This is a genomic window from Actinopolymorpha pittospori, assembly GCF_014873875.1.
Classification (GTDB): Bacteria; Actinomycetota; Actinomycetes; order Propionibacteriales; family Actinopolymorphaceae; genus Actinopolymorpha; species Actinopolymorpha pittospori.
In genome coordinates, this window is the sequence record NZ_JADBEM010000001.1 from 5,922,554 (window position 1) to 5,937,509 (window position 14,956).

The following is a 14,956-nucleotide window of genomic DNA, read 5'->3' on the forward strand; positions in this document are numbered from 1 at the left end:
GCGCGGACTCCGGTGACAGAACTGGCCTGGAGCCTCCGGCCTCGAGCAGGGACCTGGCGATGTAGTTGGTCAGGTTCCGGAACCCGAGTGCGCTGCCGCGGAGGTGTTCGAGTCGGCCGTGGCCTCGGTCGGGCCGTTGCTGGTGCCGGGTCGGTCGAAGTAGGCCGGCACGTCGGCGGCGCGCTTCTTCAAGGTTCGGCCCAGCGTGATGACCTCGGTCAGTGTCTTGGGTACGCCGGTGCTGATCGAGTCGATCAACTGGACCACCAGCTCGCGGCCACGACGTCGGTCCTCCTCGCGGTAGTCCGCGATCATCCGCTGGTAGATGCCCCAGGTCGCTTCGACCTCGACGTGCTCCTCGGTGGCGAACAAGGCGGTGAGCCGGTCGATCTGGTTGTCGGTGAGCAGCCCGGCGCCGGTGTGCAGGGTCCGTCGTGCACGGTAGAGCGGGTCGTCCTTGCGGCCACGGTGACCGTTGATCGCCAGCTGTACGCGGCGGCGGCACTTGTCGAGGGCGTCACCGGCCAGGCGGACGACGTGGAAGGGATCCATAACCGCGACCGCGTCGGGCAGTTCTTCGGCGGTGGCGGTCTTGAAGCCGGTGAACCCGTCCATCGCGACCACCTCCACCTGGTCGCGCCATGCGTCGGGGCGCTCGGCGAGCCAGGTCTTGAACGCCTTCTTGGAGCGGCCCTCGACCAGGATGTAACAACACATCCCGACCAGGAGACACCACCACGCACACGAGTCGTCAGACCAAACATCGCCCGTGCTCTGTCACTCGCCGGGAACTGCCTGGTCGTTGTCCTTGAGTCGGCCCCACCCGTACCAGCGCTGCACCTCGATCCAGGCGTTGTAACGCCTGCGGTCGCGCTGGGCGTACTCCCGCCCGAAGTACTGCTGGGAGAGACGGTCGATGCCGGACAGGTCTACGTCCTCACTGATCTCCGCCACTCGGCCGATGAGGGTGACATGCGTGTACCAGTCATCCTCGTCCAGGACAGTGAGCGAGACCCTCGGATCACGGCGTAGGTGCTTGAGCCGTACCCGCCCTTCGTCCATGTTGATCAGCACCCGGCCATCGTCCTCCCACAGGTACCAGGTCGCGGTCGTCACCGAGTCCCCGTCGGGGCGGAGTGTGGCGATGACGGCGGGGTTGGGGCGGCGCAGCATGGCGACGGCGTCTTCGGGCAGCGGGGGCAGCGACACGGGATTCTCCTGTGCGGATCGTTGTCGGCCGTCTCCAGCCGTGATGGGCCGTGACGGTCCTGGTTGATCGTGATCGTTCCCACCCGAAGACCAGAGGACTCCCGTGACATCCGTCTGGCTGTGGCCGGTGAGGACGAGGGGGGCGGGGTGGCGCGTTGCCGTACCCGCTGTGCCCGTCGTCGACCTTCCAGCGGCTTGCTTACGTCCTGCGCCACGCGATGACGGCCTGACCATCGCCCGCGCGGCATATACGCGGCTGGCGAACTTCCCGCTCCGCTGACGCATCCGCAGGTCAGAGGGTGGTCGGCGTCCTTCTGTAAAGCCGTTGGCCCGAGGGCAGTCGACACCTCGCCCGACGACTCCGACGGTAGGAGGGGTCTGGCGGGTTGCGCGCTGGAGTGTGACCGACCGGCTGGGCTGCGGGATGTGTCGCTCATGCGCACGGTCGTGGTGCGGGTTGTGGTGCGAAATGGCGTCGGCGCGGGTGGTTGTGGGGGAGTGGTCTGGGGGCAAAGTCGCTGGTAGATGGCGTGGTCGGTGTTGGGAGGGTTCTCATAATCCCTGGGTCGCGGGTTCGAGTCCCGCCCGCCGCGCACGCACCTCGTGCGGAACCGCGGCACACCGGCCGGCTACCGCCTTTGCGGGCGGCGCCGGGGCACCGTCCTAGGGCTCGCCCGGCGGATCCGGCGGTGACTCACTCATCGAAACCTCAGAGGGCGCCGCCCTCCGAACCTCCCGGCGGTCCTCTCTGGCAGAGGAGCCTTCACACGGGACGGCTTGTGCCGGCATCGTCAGCCGGCCGGAAGTAGTCGGCAGCATCTTGCGCACCGCTTACTTGGTTCCGCCAGAATGTCGGGCCTGCAGCCACGGATCCGCCAGCGCCGATCCGGCCGTCGATGAGTTCGCGGATGATGTCGGCATGCCCGGCGTGCTGCGCGGTCTCGCTGACCATCATGATCATGAGCACTCCCAGCGTTGTCTCTTGGTGGCCCTCCGCCCAATGCGCAACATGGCCCGGGCTGTCCAAGTCATGCTCGGCGATCGTGACGTCAGCATGAGCTCCGGCCCTCCGGTAGACGCCGGTGATGTAGTCACTGGACTCGTCGGGCGTCGCCCACATCAGCTCGGTGCTCGGGTCATCTCGGAACCAAGACGGCCGCTCGTAGGCATCCCGACCGAACGAGTCGCCGAAGTAGCCATACTCCAGACCAGCCAGATGCTTCACCAAACCGAGCAGGTTCGTGCCCGTCGGAGTCAGTGGGCGACGCCGGTCATACTCCGGCAAGCCCTCCAGCTTGGCGAGCATCACTGAGCGGCGTCCACGCAGAGCCGCCAGCAGCTCCGCTTTGAGATCGGTCATCACCTCACCTCGCGACCTGACCCTACCGAGCATGGGTGATGCTCGCTCAAGCAAGCTCGTCGTGCCACTTGCGTGCCAGATGGGGCAGCTGATCATGGTCCGTCACGGAAAACGGCGGACACGACCTTAGCCGTCTCCCGGTCAAGTCCGCGACGTGGTTTGGCCGGCCCCACCGGATCGAGGCCGGGCCATCCAATGGGTCATCAGCCCAGGGGCCCGGGCAGGTCGCTCCGGGACACTCGTGGCCATCCTCTCTGGCGGGCCAAGCACGCGAAGCCGTAGGCGTACGTTTCTCAAGCTGACCGGTATGTGGACGATGCGAGCCGTACCAGGTTCCGCCTGACCTGCTCTGCGAACCACGGGTCATCCCGCCGGAAGGGTTTGATGGCCCACCAGAGCATGGACGACCACGCGAGAAGGATCGTCTCCAGTCTCTCAAGTGTCGGCGGGTCTCCTGTTGGAAGGCCGAGCGACCGTCGCGCCTCGGCAAGGAGCGGAACCAGCCTGGGGGTCCGTTCCTTGCCCGAAAGCATTTGCGCGTAGGCGGCGTCCCAGGCCCAGCTTGCGGTCCGTGGGATCGGGTCGATGAGGAGGAGTGGGCCTCCTGGGGCCTCTGACAGCGCGTTGTCGAAGTGCACGTCGCCGTGGCATCGAACACGAGGGCATTGTTCGTCGATCCACCTCATGTCGTGGTGCAGCCTGGCCAGGACTTCCTTGCCCGGGCCCGGACAGTCGGCTTTGATTGCGTCAGGCATGCACCACTCGAAGAACCCCGCGTCGATCGGGTAGGTCATTTTGTCGATGTCGTGTGCCACCTGTTGGAAGCGCGCCGCCGCGAGCATCAGGTTGCGGCAGTCGGCGGGGCAGCCGGAGTCGATGTGGTGGGGTGCTCTCCGCAGAACGAGCCAACCCATGTCCACATCGCCCAGACGCCGGCCGCTGGCATACACATGAGGCACCAGTCCGGGCGCGCGGCGCGAGATGGCAGACATCCACTCAAGCTCGATCACACTGGCGTTCAGCTTCACCATGACGGACTCGCCCGTGGGTGCCCAGACCGCCCGAAAGAACGTGCCCATGTCGCCGGTCGTCCGCGGCACGTACTGGATCTCTGTCAACTCCGCGAGTAGGGGTTCACGGCCGATCTGTTCGTACAGGAACCTGGTGACCTCTGGTGCGTCCACCAAGACTTCGCCGTCCCAGAGATCCAAGGCAGCCCTCCCGTTCCCGTGCGGGCGCGCGACCCGCCATCGACCGCAGGATGGCATTGGAACCTCGAATGTGCCATCGGATATGTGGTGCCCCGCAATGGTCGGGGACCACAAGCGCCGGGCCGACGACCTCCGGAGCGCAACCGGTCAGCTCGCGCAACGGATCTGGAGAGGTCAACCGGTATGCAGGAGAAGCCGAGCGGGACGACAGGCACGACCAGGACTCCGTCCCAGCCTTCCAGGCTGGTCGTAGGAAGCGCCGAGCGAGGATGGTGGCTCAGGTCTCTCACCGGGGGCCGGGCAGTTCTGGTTTCGTGAATGTGACGGCGTAGCCGGTGAGCTTGCCGAGCATGCGGTAGATGTGCCAGAGGCAGTCGCCGAGCATGATGTCGTAGTTGGCCTGTCCGAACTGTTCGATGTAGCGCTGGGGTTGTCGCACCAAGCGGGCGGCGTAGAGCAGGCGTCGACCTGCGGTCCCGTGCTGCTCCTGGGAGAGTTCACCCCACTCGCTGCGGTAGTCGACCTGCTCGTTGATGGTGAGCCCGGCACGGCGCAGCGCGTGTTCAACGTCGGCTGGGTGCAGCGGGCTGGGTGCCAGTGGCTTCCACAGTTGGCTGATTTCTGCGTCGGTGATCCGCGGATCGTTGAGGACCAAGTAGACCAGCCCTCGGCCGCCGGGGCGCAGGACTCGGGTGAACTCCGTCATGGCGGCAGGTAGGTCGGTGTACATCAGGGACTCACGGCAGAAGATCAGGTCGACCTGGGCGTCGTCGAGGGGTATCGACTCAGCTGTTGCGTCGGCGAAACGGACGGCGCCGCTTCCCAGTGTTTCGGCCTCTTTGGCTGCGTCGGCGGTGCGGTAGAAGGGGTCGATGCCAAGGACGGTGAACCTGAAGCGTCGGGCGAGTTCGATGGCTTGCCGACCGCGGCCGCAGCCGACGTCGACGACTCTGGAGCCAACCGGCAGGTCCATCGCCGAGACGAGTTCGAAGAGTGAGTCAGGGCCGCGGGGGTCCAGTGTCGTGTCCAGGGCCGTGTGGAACGCGTCCTCGATCGCGTCGAAGTGCCCGTGTGTTGCCACCACGTCGTTTGTCATCGTGACCTCCCGCTCGGATGTGGTCCCACGGTACTTTGGTCCCATGGTCCCGGCGAGTGAGAATTCGCGTCCTCGGATCGATCGGGTGCAGATCGGTGTCCGGATGGAACGCAGCATGGTCAAGGTCCTCAAGGCGTTGGCGGAGTTCGAGGGTCTGACGCTCGGTCAGCTTCTGGAGAAGATCGTTCTGCACTCGTTCGAGCCGGTGCCGGGCGAAGAGGGTGAACTGTCGGCGAGTCCGCACAGCAAGCGGGCGCTGGAGGCGGTCGCCGATTTCAAGCGGATCTACGGGATGGACGTGGACGGGCGTGAACTGCGACAGCCGGAACCTGGCGACGGCGCGTGACGTGGGCCAACCGACATCAGTTGGCGGGCTTGCCGAACCAGCGGGAGAGGTGGTCGTCCAGGTCCTGCTGATCGTCGCCGATCCAGGCGACGTGGCCGTCGGGGCGCAGCAGGACGCACGGAACATCCAGTACCGCAGTCGGATCCGCGAGGTAATCGACCCGGTCTGACCAACCGCCGACGGTCAGGCGTTCGGTGCGGTCCAGCAGCAGGCCGCGGCCGCGATGCAGCAGACCGTAGAGGTGGCCCTGTTTCACGTCGATGTCGCGCAGGCGGCGGCCGAGCAGGTCGGGGCCTTCGCCGAAGTTGTAGCGGATGCCGATCGCGGTGATCTTCTCGATCAGATAGCGGTTCACCTCGTCGAAGTCCATCAGTTCGGTGAGCAGCCTGCGCACGGCCTGCGGGCCCGGTTCGGTGGACAGCAGTTCCATCTGCGCGCGGGTGTTGTCCAGCACGTCCTCGGCGACCGGATGACGTTCGGCCTGGTAGGAGTCCAGCAGTGTTTCCGGCGCCCAGCCGCGGATCTGTGCGGCCAGTTTCCAGCCGAGGTTGAATGCGTCCTGAACGCCCAGGTTGAGGCCCTGTCCGCCGGTGGGTGGATGGATGTGTGCCGCATCGCCGGCCAGCAACACCCGCCCGACCCGATAACGTTCGGCTAGTCGGGTGGCATCCCCGAAGCGGGACAACCAGCGCGGGGAGTGCACGCCGAAATCGGTTCCGGCGATGGCGCACAGCTGTTGTTTGAAATCCTCGAGGGTGGGCGGTTCCGCGCGATCGCTGACTCCCCCGACGGGGACTACGACGCGATAGACCCCGTCGCCGAAGGGCCTCAGACTGAATTGGTTGTTGGTCTCGTGGATTTCGGTCACCTTGGCGGCGATCTCCTCCTGCGGCACATCCACTTCCATCTCGCCCATCAGCGTCTCGGTCCGCGAGGGCTCGCCGGGGAAGCCGACGCCGAGCAGTTTGCGCACCGTACTGCGCCCGCCGTCACAGCCGACGAGATAGCGCGAACGTAGCCGTTCACCGTCGGCCAGCTCGACGGTCACACCCTCGTCGTCCTGTTCGAAATCGGCCACCGCACAACCGCGCCGGACCTGCACACCCAGTTCGATCGCATGTTCTTCGAGCAGGTGAACGATGACCGGCTGCGGGACGCCAAGCAGATAGGCGTGCGCGGAATCCAGGCCCTCGGGCGCGGGTTTTGTGATGGCGGCGAAGAATCCGCCGGCCGGACGCTGTCTTCCGTGTTCGAGAATGCGATCCAGCAGCCCGCGCATTGCCATCAGCTCGGTACTGCGAATATGCAGACCGACTATGCGGACGAACGACACGGGCTCGGTTTCCTTCTCCAGAACGAGTACCCGCACATCGTGCAGCCGCAGTTCGGAGGCCAGCATCGCGCCGGTCGGCCCGCACCCGGCAATGATCACGTCGAACATGAGGGGCGCGCGATCGGCGCCGGAGGCCGGCGACCGGAGTCCGGGGACGTCGCCCACGGTGAAGTCGCGCTCGACCATGCCGTTCGACGACAACTCGGGGGTGGACTGCGGAGAGTGCATCGGTGTTGCCTTTCGGGAGTGCGTTGTTGTCGAGGCGCTCCCGGCGACACCTACGTCAATCGCCCGACCGTGACGGGAAGGGGGAGCACCCACATCGATACAGCGTTCATGGGTCTCACCTCCTCAGGCGGCGTCACGGTCACCTGCAAGCTACAAGCCCGAGCATCACCCGTCCAATCCTTTCCCGGCCACGTGATCACGACTCCACTGTCAACGAGACATCGGCGGCGGGGGACATCGGTGCAGGTCTGACAGGCAAAGGTCCAGGTCAGCGGTGTGTGGCAGACCGTCCGGCGCCCTGCCGGGCCTCGTGCACAACGTCGACCGCGATCAGCTCAGCCACGCTGGGTCATCCAACGAATCGGGTCACCACCGTCGAGGTCGTCCAAACCAAGGTCATGCAAGGCACCCGCGACCAGGGTGCGGCGATGAGCGGCGAAGGTGAGCACGTGCGCGATCACCGCGCCGAACGTATAGACCTCAACGTTCTCACCCGGACAGATGATTGACTCATCGAGACGCCCCTGCTCGCAGACCTCGCGGACAGCCGTGAGGAAGGCCGGACCCGCCTCGGCATGCCGATCGCGCATATGCGCGACGGATTCGCCGCGCTCGACGGCGAAGTCGTATGCCTTGCCCTCGATCGCTGCGCCCCACATGTCCAGCTGGCCGACCAGCCGGGACGGTAGGGAACGCAGCGTCGGCTCGTCGTCGACACCTTCCACCGACAGCTCGATGCGTTCGTCGAGCTGGTCATCGCGCAACCGTTCCGCACGGATGAGCATCTCGCCGACGAGCCAGACATGGTGCTCCACCATCGAGACGAGGACGTCCATCGAACTCACCTCCCGTTGGGCCGGCAGCCGCAGGCTGCCCGGCGGATGGAAATGGACACCGTTCGGCGATTCGATCTGGAGTCGAGTCGGCGAGTGGCGCCACTGGGCAGGTGGCGACCCGTACGCTCGCACGAACGCGCGGGTAAACGACTCGTGCGCCGAATAGCCGGCCTCGACGCCAACGTCGAGGACCGAGTGGGTCGTGGTCAGCAGCCGATACGCCGCGCGTTCAAGCAGCACCCGCCGCCGCAGCCGCCCGGGTGACTTCCCAGCCGTCGCGGCGATAACCCGGTCGAAGTGAAACCTCGACAGGTACACCCGCTGAGCCAAGTCAGCGCTCGTCGCCTCGTGCTCATCGAGCGCCTCCGTCAGCACCTCGACGAACGCTGCGAACACGTCCGGTGGCCTCATGCGCCCATCCTTCAATGGTGGCCCGATGTCCCGCTTGACAGATTTTGCTGCGCTGGAGCCCGGGATGACGACCACGCGAGGCTACATTCGTTCGGCGATTCCCGACGGACAGCGATGAGGAGGGCCTGCTTCCTCCCCCACAGATCGGCGACACGTCCAGTGAGCACGAGTACCGGGGCGAAGACGATCGCATTCGCGTCGAGTACCTAGGACAACCGGAAAGACTCGAACCCGGGAAGGACGAGCCGATCCCCTCCCGCTTCGGCGGCATCAAGGGCAGCGGCTACGGCAAGTCCGGTGGACGTCCGGGCTGCGGGAGTTCACCGAAGTCCAGTGGATCACCATCGAAGGTACCCAGCCGCCGCGCTACCCCATCCGCCGTATAAGTTCGGTGCGTCGCCGTCCGGCCGCACGACGCGGCCAGTGTGGATTCGACGGCGGGCCGTGTTTACGGGTGGTAGATCGACTGCAGCCGCTGATAGGACTGCAGGCCTTCGGGGCCGAGTTCGCGGCCCAGTCCGCTTGTCTTCATTCCTCCGTAGGGCGAGGTGATGTCGGGCAGATAGCCGTTGACGCCGATGGTGCCGGTCTGGATACGGCCAGCCAGCTCCGTGCCTCGGTCTGGATCCTGGGTCCATATGGTGCCCCCGAGGCCGTAGGGCGAGTCGTTCGCGATGCGTATCGCATCGTCCTCGAGGTCATAACCGGTGATACTGAGGACGGGACCGAAGATCTCCTCCCGCGCGATGGTGGAGGCGTTGTCGACATCGGCGAAGATGGTCGGTTCCACGAACCAGCCGTGGTCGAGCCCTGGAGGGCGGCCTCCACCGGTGGTGAGACGTGCTCCGCTGCTTTTACCCTGGGCGATGTAGTCCTCCACCCGTGCGCGTTGGCGCGAGTTGACCAGTGGGCCGATCTGGGTGGTCGTGTCGAGTGCATCGCCCACTTTCGCGTCATGGGCCATCGCGGCGTAGAACTCGACGACCTCCTCGTATCGGCTGCGCGGTGCCAGGATCCGGGTGCAGGCGTAGCAGGTCTGTCCGTTGTTGAGAAGGCTCGCTGCGAAGAGTTGCTCGGCGTGGCCGGCCAGGTCCGCGTCGTCGAGGATCACCGCCGCCGACTTTCCGCCTAGTTCCAGGGTCACTGGCCGCAGCGACTGGGCGCAGGATGCGGCGATGTGTTGGCCGGCGGCGGTCGAACCCGTGAAGGTGACCTTGTCGACGTCGGGGTGTGCGACGAGATGGGCTCCGACCTCGCGGCCGCCGGGCACGACGTTGACCACGCCTTCGGGTAGACCGGCCTGCGCTATCGCCTCCGCCAGCAGGACCGAGTCGAGGACAGTCTCCGGCGCGGGCTTCAGGACGACAGTGCATCCTGCTGCCAGCGCCGGTGCGAGCTTGGTGAACGCGAGCGCCTGGGGATAGTTCCATGGTGTGATGGCGGCGACTACTCCTATCGGTTGGTGTCGTACCAGCGTGGTTCCGATGGGTATGCCGACCCGCTCATCTTTTTCGGGGGCCTCGGACACCAGCGTTGCGTAGTAGCGCAGGAGACTGGCCGGCACGCTGCCCTCGATGGCCGTCGCTGTGGAGATCGGCATGCCGTTCTGCGAGCTGACGCGGGCCGACATCTCCTGGCTTCGGGCGTCGAGTTCGTCCGCGAGACGCATCAAGGACTCGGCACGGCGAGCAGGTTCCCAGTCGGCCCAACCACCGGGGGTGTCGAATGCGGTCCGAGCCGCCTCGACAGCACGGTCGATGTCGGCGTCCACGCCTTCCGGCACCGAACCGAGTGGTTGTTCGTCGCTGGCCGATGCGACGGTGATCTTCTGATCACCACTCGGCGCGACCCATCGTCCTCCGATGAACAGACGATCCGATTCCATCATGAAACTCCAGTGCCGATATCGATGTCTCCACTACGTGGAATCTCCCGGCCAGGACCGGTCCGAAAGTCGGACTGATCTGTCGTTTAGCTGTGGTTCGTTCGGAACTGCGGATATTTCGACTTGTTATAGATCGCAATTGCGTGCGTCTTCGTAGCCTGCTAAACACCGCAGTCCTGATGCGGCCCAACACCGAAAGCGAAGATCTTCTTCGCATGAAGCCTACGTCGGGTCAGGCTTCCTCAGCGGCTCGGCAGCCGCGTGACGATCGTCACCGAGCGACTTCGACCACCACCCGCAATGACGCGAACGTTGCCTCGGACATGCAGGCAAGTACGCGTGCGGCGAGGTCGGTTGGTGCTAAATACCCGGGTACTCCGCGTCGGCCGCGTAGGCGGTGTTCATCTCGGCAAGGTTCTCGAGCTCGGGCGGCCGCATCGTTGCGGCGAGTGGCTGGCTCTGCCGTAGAGTTTCCGGCGGGAACGATGCGAAGGAGCCCGATGAGTACCCTGCATCAGAGCCCCGGACGATCGGCGGACGGGAGCGCCGGCGACGCGGACTACGGCCGGATCGGTGCTGGTTACACCTCCTACCGGCAGCCCGAACCGCAGATCGAAGTGGCCATTCGTCGCGCCCTCGGCGATGCTCGCACAGTCCTCAACGTCGGGGCCGGAGCAGGCTCGTACGAGCCGCGCGACCTCGACGTGACCGCGGTCGAGCCGTCGGCGCAGATGCGCGCCCAGCGGCCCGCTGGCCGGGTCGCGGCGATCGATGGCACAGCCGAGGATCTGCCGTTCGCCGACAACTCCTTCGACGCGGCGATGGCCACCTTCACCGTGCACCAGTGGTCCGACCTGAAGGCCGGTCTGGCCGAGGTACGCCGTGTCACCCGCGGGGCGGTCGTCGTACTGACCTGCGACCCGACGCTGCTGCGCAGGTTCTGGCTGTACGACTACGCGCCCGAAGCGATCGACACCGAAGCGCGCCGCTACCCACCCGTCGACGCGATCGCCTCCGGCCTCGGTCGTGGCCAGGTCGCTTCACTACCGATCCCGCTGCACTGCACCGACGGGTTTGGTGAGGCCTACTACGGACGGCCAGAACGACTCCTTGACCCAGGAGCGCGGAAGGCGAACTCAGCCTGGAGTTTCGTCGGCCCGGAGGTCCACGAGCGCTTCGAGACGGACCTCGGTCGTGACCTGTCCGACGGGAGCTGGGACGCCAAACACGGCCATCTGCGCGAACAGCCTCACTTCGAGGGGTCCCTCGTCCTGATCGTGTCGCCCGGCGACCGCAGTGGGGGAGTCGCATGAGGGGACCTGCTCAGACCACGAATCTGCGCGCGCTTCTTCGGAGTGTGCCGACTCAAGGAACGTCGAGGAGGCCGGGTGGCAGTTCGCGAGTAACTCCACCAGCCGCAAGGGTCTCGAACTGGCCGGGCGACCGGCCGCGGCGTTGACGTTCTACTGGGTACCGATGGCACGTCAGGTACGGATCAGTGGCGCCGTCGTGGCGTCGGAGCCGGATGAGAGGGCACGCGATTTCCTCGCCAGGTCCGAGTCTGCTCGGGCTGCCGCGCTGATGGGCAGGCAGAGTCATCCGCTCGGCGCCCAGACAGACATGGACGAGGCCCTGGCCAAGGCCTCGGCCCGGATCGGCGAGGACCCCGACACGGTCGCGCCGGGCTGGACCCTCTACACCCTGCGGCCTGAGGAGGTGGAGTTCTGGCAGGCAGACCCGGATCGGCGCCACCTACGCCTGCAGTACCGACGACACGACTCGGCCTGGACCCGAACCCTGCTGTGGCCGTGACGAGCACCCCCGCGCGGGCAGCCGTCTGCGACCGGCGGGGTTGAGTAACCTCGCCCGCATGACTCTCAGACCCACCCCGCTGTCGGATGAGTTGTACGACTACCTCGTCGCGCATGGCACCCCGCCAGATGCCACGCAGGAAGCGCTGATCGCGGAGACGGCCACGCTCGGCCACGAGGCGCGACTTCAGGTCTCTCCTGACGAGGGCTCGTTCCTCACGTTGCTGACGAAGCTCCTGGGTGTCAGGACGGCGTTGGAGATTGGCACGTTCACCGGCTACTCCGCCCTGTGCATCGCGAGGGGTCTGGCTGACGGGGGCGTGCTGACCTGCTGCGACATCAGCGAGGAGTGGACGCGGATCGCCCGCCGACACTGGGACGGCGCCGGCGTCAGTGACCGGATCGACCTAAAGATCGGGCCCGCGTTGGACACACTGCGCTCGTTGCCCGCGCGTCCCACCTACGACCTGGCATTCATCGACGCCGACTACCCGAGTTACCCGGCTTACTGGGAAGAGGTCGTGCCGCGCGTCAACACCGGCGGCGTCATCATCGTCGACAACGTGCTCTACCACGCCCGGGTCATCGATCCCTCCGACACCGAGGTCACCACCGAAGCCGTGCGAGCACTCAACGAGCGGGTCATCTCCGACGAGCGGGTCGAGGCAACCATGATCCACATCGCGGATGGGATCACCCTTGCACGTAAGAAATAGCGCCAGGAGGTCGCACGGTCGACGGCGCGGCGCTTCGGGTAGTGCGTCGAGCTTGATCCAAGCGTCACCGCGTTACCGTTCAGATGTAGATCCCAGCGGCGAGGGAGCCAGCGTCGTTGGCGACCGATGGTAGCCGGGCCTCCGTAGTTCGGGTCCGAGGGGCGCGTCTGCGGATTGTGGGGCATGGCGGAGCGAATCGGTCGTCGTGGTGGTACGTGGCTGACTTACCTCGCGTAACTCCAGGAGGCCTCGCGAATGGGTCATCACACGCCAACACCTGAGCTCGTGACGGAGCATCCCGAGCAGATCGCCGGGTACACCTATGGCACCGCAGAGGCCACAGCTTCTCCGTTGACCATGGAGGACCTGGAACGGCTCAAGGCCGTGGTAGGGCTCACCAAGGAGGATCAGGAAGCCTTGGTGGAGGCCGCCGGAATCCTCGCCGACCAGGCCGACGACATGGTGACCGCCTACCGCGACGGGCTCGTCGAGCTGCCGTTCATGCGCCCGTACTTCGGCCATCCGGACGGGAGCGCCAACCCCGAGTACGGAGCGGCGTCCAAGCCGCGTTTCGACCGGTTCATCATCGACGTCTGCACCCGTCCGCTGGACCAGGACTGGTTGAACTACCAGCACGAGATCGGCCTGCGGCACACCCGTGCCAAGAAGAACGCCACCGACCACGCCGACTCACTCGACCACATTCCGATGCGCTACCTCGTCGCCTTCACGGCGGTCGTGATCGCCACGGCGCGCGATTACCTGGCCGCCAAGGGCTCTTCGCCTGAAGAGATCGACCGCATGCACGCCGCCTTTACCAAGGCAGTCATGCTCCACGTCACGGTCTGGACCCGGCCGTACGTGGACGCCGCCGACTGGTGAGCGCGGCGTAGGGGTTGAGCCGGGAAGATAGCCTCAGACCTTCTGGATCAATCGATCGAGCAAGCCCTGGGGTGCGCGATGTTCGTTGGTGAGAAGGTCACCTTACGAGGTGTGACGCGCGACGACCTGCCTGTGCTCCTTTCGTACTACAACGACCCCGAGGTCGACCTTGCCGCTGGGGAGTTGCCGTCCCCGACGTCGATGGAACGTCTCGAAAAGTGGTACGAGCGGTTGATCGAGCAACAGCCGATGCGCCGTTTTGCCATCGATGTCGACGGCAAGTTCGTTGGAACGTGCCTCCTGCAGGACATCGACGAGACCGCCGGGCATGCTGAGCTGGGAATCACCATCGGTGACAAGGACTCCTGGGGGCGTGGTTACGGCCGAGACGCGATCCGGCTCTTGCTCGACTACGCCTTCCGGTTGGCGAACCTCCGGCGGGTGTGGCTACGGACGCACGCCGACAACGAGCGAGCGATTCGTGCCTACCGCGCTGTCGGTTTCGTGGAAGAGGGACGTTTGAGGGAACATCAGTGGCTCGCTGGACGGTATGTCGACACGGTCATCATGGGGATCCTTCGGACCGAGTTTGGGGGACCGGCACCGCGGTCCATGACGCATCAATCGGGCAACCCGGCTCGGGCGACAGGTCTCCAGGAGCGGGCGAGATGATGGTGGCGGTCCCGATCGACTCGCGTGCGTTTCTGGTCAGCAACCGCGTCGCGCTGCAGGTGCCAGATCACGCCGTCCGGCTATGCCGCGACCCTCTCGACCCCACCCGCCATCGCCAGCTGGTCGTTCCGGCCGCGAGTCCCCTGACCGCCGGGCCGGGCCGGCTACAGCCCCCCGGTCTACCGGACCGATCCAGGCCACTGGCCAAACCCGCCGACTCGCGGCGTCGGCATCGCGACCCAGGTCGGACTCTGGAATCATCCCGCCATGAACTTGGCCCCGCGGTGGATGCCCCTGTGGATCGCGCTCGGCCTGGCAGCCGTGGCGTTCCTCTGGTCCCATGTGACCACGCCGCCCGAGCGGCCCGAGCCGTCCACTCGTGAGTTCGTCCGAACAGAACTGGACGTGGCCGACGGCGTGCAGATGGTCCTGCCGATCGAACTCCCCGCGGGTTACGACTATCCGACGGAGTACGACTACGACACCTGGCAGATCACCGAGGGAACGCCTGGCGCCAGCAAGCGCCCGCACGCCGAATCGCGCTCTACCACCTTCTTTCCAACCGGCGGCACGGCGAGGGCCCGTCTGCCCATCGTCATCATGTGCGTGCAGCCGGTCAACCTGAAGCAGGAGATGTGCCCCACCACGTCCGGCTCCCGAAACCTGCAGCTTCGCCATCAGCAGACCCGCGTCACCGTCTACGCCGCGAGCAAGGACGCCTACGACGTCAGCGCATGGCAGGACGTTGAGCTCACCACCGACATCGACAAGGTGACCTGGCTCCACTGAGACGAACGTCCAGCGTGGACGAAACTGGCTCCAGACGATCTCGCGAGGTGGGATGATCTCGCGATGAGCGCAGCGCGTGGTGCCTCTCCGGTGAGGTGGATCGTCTTAGCCTGAATCCGTGGAGTCGTAGCTGACTGGCGGTGGTCCTGCGGCGGGTCATGCAAAGGAAGT

Annotated in this window: 14 protein-coding genes and 1 pseudogene; 7 read left to right on the forward strand and 8 right to left on the reverse strand. The window is 65.9% G+C overall.

The window, feature by feature from the left end; genetic code table 11:
• Nucleotides 1–10: 10 nt before the first annotated feature.
• The 5 genes and pseudogenes from HEB94_RS27650 to HEB94_RS27670 form a co-directional block, all read right to left on the reverse strand.
• Nucleotides 11–702 (reverse strand): annotated as a pseudogene (locus tag HEB94_RS27650) (ISL3 family transposase); the annotation flags it as partial.
• A gap of 75 nt (nt 703–777) precedes the next feature.
• Nucleotides 778–1,209 (reverse strand): TIGR03618 family F420-dependent PPOX class oxidoreductase, encoded by a 432-nt coding sequence (locus HEB94_RS51180; RefSeq protein ID WP_192752605.1) that lies wholly within the window; start codon nt 1,207–1,209, stop codon nt 778–780.
• A 763-nt stretch (nt 1,210–1,972) separates the two neighbouring features.
• Complete coding sequence (locus HEB94_RS27660) at nt 1,973–2,569, reverse strand: DinB family protein (RefSeq protein ID WP_192752606.1); 597 nt, start codon at nt 2,567–2,569, stop codon at nt 1,973–1,975.
• A 293-nt stretch (nt 2,570–2,862) separates the two neighbouring features.
• Complete coding sequence (locus tag HEB94_RS27665; RefSeq protein WP_192752607.1) at nt 2,863–3,780, reverse strand: phosphotransferase; 918 nt, start codon at nt 3,778–3,780, stop codon at nt 2,863–2,865.
• A gap of 286 nt (nt 3,781–4,066) precedes the next feature.
• The gene (locus HEB94_RS27670) at nt 4,067–4,876 is read right to left on the reverse strand and encodes a class I SAM-dependent methyltransferase (protein WP_192752608.1); all 810 of its coding nucleotides are present in this window, start codon (nt 4,874–4,876) and stop codon (nt 4,067–4,069) included.
• A gap of 85 nt (nt 4,877–4,961) precedes the next feature.
• On the opposite strand from HEB94_RS27670, the gene HEB94_RS27675 reads away from it, so the two are divergent.
• On the forward strand, nt 4,962–5,222 hold the full coding sequence (locus tag HEB94_RS27675) for a hypothetical protein (protein WP_202896579.1): 261 nt from the start codon (nt 4,962–4,964) through the stop codon (nt 5,220–5,222).
• Nucleotides 5,223–5,238: 16 nt separating this feature from the next.
• Here the strand turns inward: HEB94_RS27675 and rox are convergent, their stop codons facing one another.
• From rox to HEB94_RS27690, 3 genes are all read right to left on the reverse strand, one after another.
• Complete coding sequence (gene rox / locus HEB94_RS27680) at nt 5,239–6,783, reverse strand: rifampin monooxygenase (protein ID WP_192752610.1); 1,545 nt, start codon at nt 6,781–6,783, stop codon at nt 5,239–5,241.
• 335 nt (nt 6,784–7,118) lie between these two features.
• Nucleotides 7,119–8,105, reverse strand: a complete 987-nt coding sequence (locus tag HEB94_RS27685) for an AraC family transcriptional regulator (RefSeq protein WP_337918027.1) — start codon at nt 8,103–8,105, stop codon at nt 7,119–7,121.
• A 373-nt stretch (nt 8,106–8,478) separates the two neighbouring features.
• Complete coding sequence (locus tag HEB94_RS27690; protein WP_202896580.1) at nt 8,479–9,915, reverse strand: aldehyde dehydrogenase; 1,437 nt, start codon at nt 9,913–9,915, stop codon at nt 8,479–8,481.
• Nucleotides 9,916–10,415: 500 nt separating this feature from the next.
• Between HEB94_RS27690 and HEB94_RS27695 the strand changes: the two genes are divergently transcribed.
• The 6 genes from HEB94_RS27695 to HEB94_RS27720 all read left to right on the forward strand — a co-directional run bounded on the left by HEB94_RS27695 (nt 10,416) and on the right by HEB94_RS27720 (nt 14,785).
• Nucleotides 10,416–11,228, forward strand: a complete 813-nt coding sequence (locus HEB94_RS27695) for a class I SAM-dependent methyltransferase (protein WP_192752612.1) — start codon at nt 10,416–10,418, stop codon at nt 11,226–11,228.
• On the forward strand, nt 11,212–11,727 hold the full coding sequence (locus HEB94_RS55115; protein WP_192752613.1) for a pyridoxine 5'-phosphate oxidase C-terminal domain-containing protein: 516 nt from the start codon (nt 11,212–11,214) through the stop codon (nt 11,725–11,727). Before HEB94_RS27695 ends, HEB94_RS55115 begins: the two co-directional genes overlap by 17 nt.
• 58 nt (nt 11,728–11,785) lie before the next feature.
• Nucleotides 11,786–12,442, forward strand: coding sequence for an O-methyltransferase (locus HEB94_RS27705; RefSeq protein WP_192752614.1), 657 nt, complete (start codon nt 11,786–11,788; stop codon nt 12,440–12,442).
• Between the two features lie 285 nt (nt 12,443–12,727).
• The gene (locus HEB94_RS27710; RefSeq protein ID WP_192752615.1) at nt 12,728–13,324 is read left to right on the forward strand and encodes a protoglobin domain-containing protein; all 597 of its coding nucleotides are present in this window, start codon (nt 12,728–12,730) and stop codon (nt 13,322–13,324) included.
• A gap of 78 nt (nt 13,325–13,402) precedes the next feature.
• Nucleotides 13,403–13,996: a GNAT family N-acetyltransferase gene (locus HEB94_RS27715; protein ID WP_238361639.1), complete on the forward strand. Its 594-nt coding sequence runs from the start codon at nt 13,403–13,405 to the stop codon at nt 13,994–13,996.
• A gap of 267 nt (nt 13,997–14,263) precedes the next feature.
• The gene (locus HEB94_RS27720) at nt 14,264–14,785 is read left to right on the forward strand and encodes a hypothetical protein (protein WP_192752617.1); all 522 of its coding nucleotides are present in this window, start codon (nt 14,264–14,266) and stop codon (nt 14,783–14,785) included.
• Nucleotides 14,786–14,956: the final 171 nt, after the last annotated feature.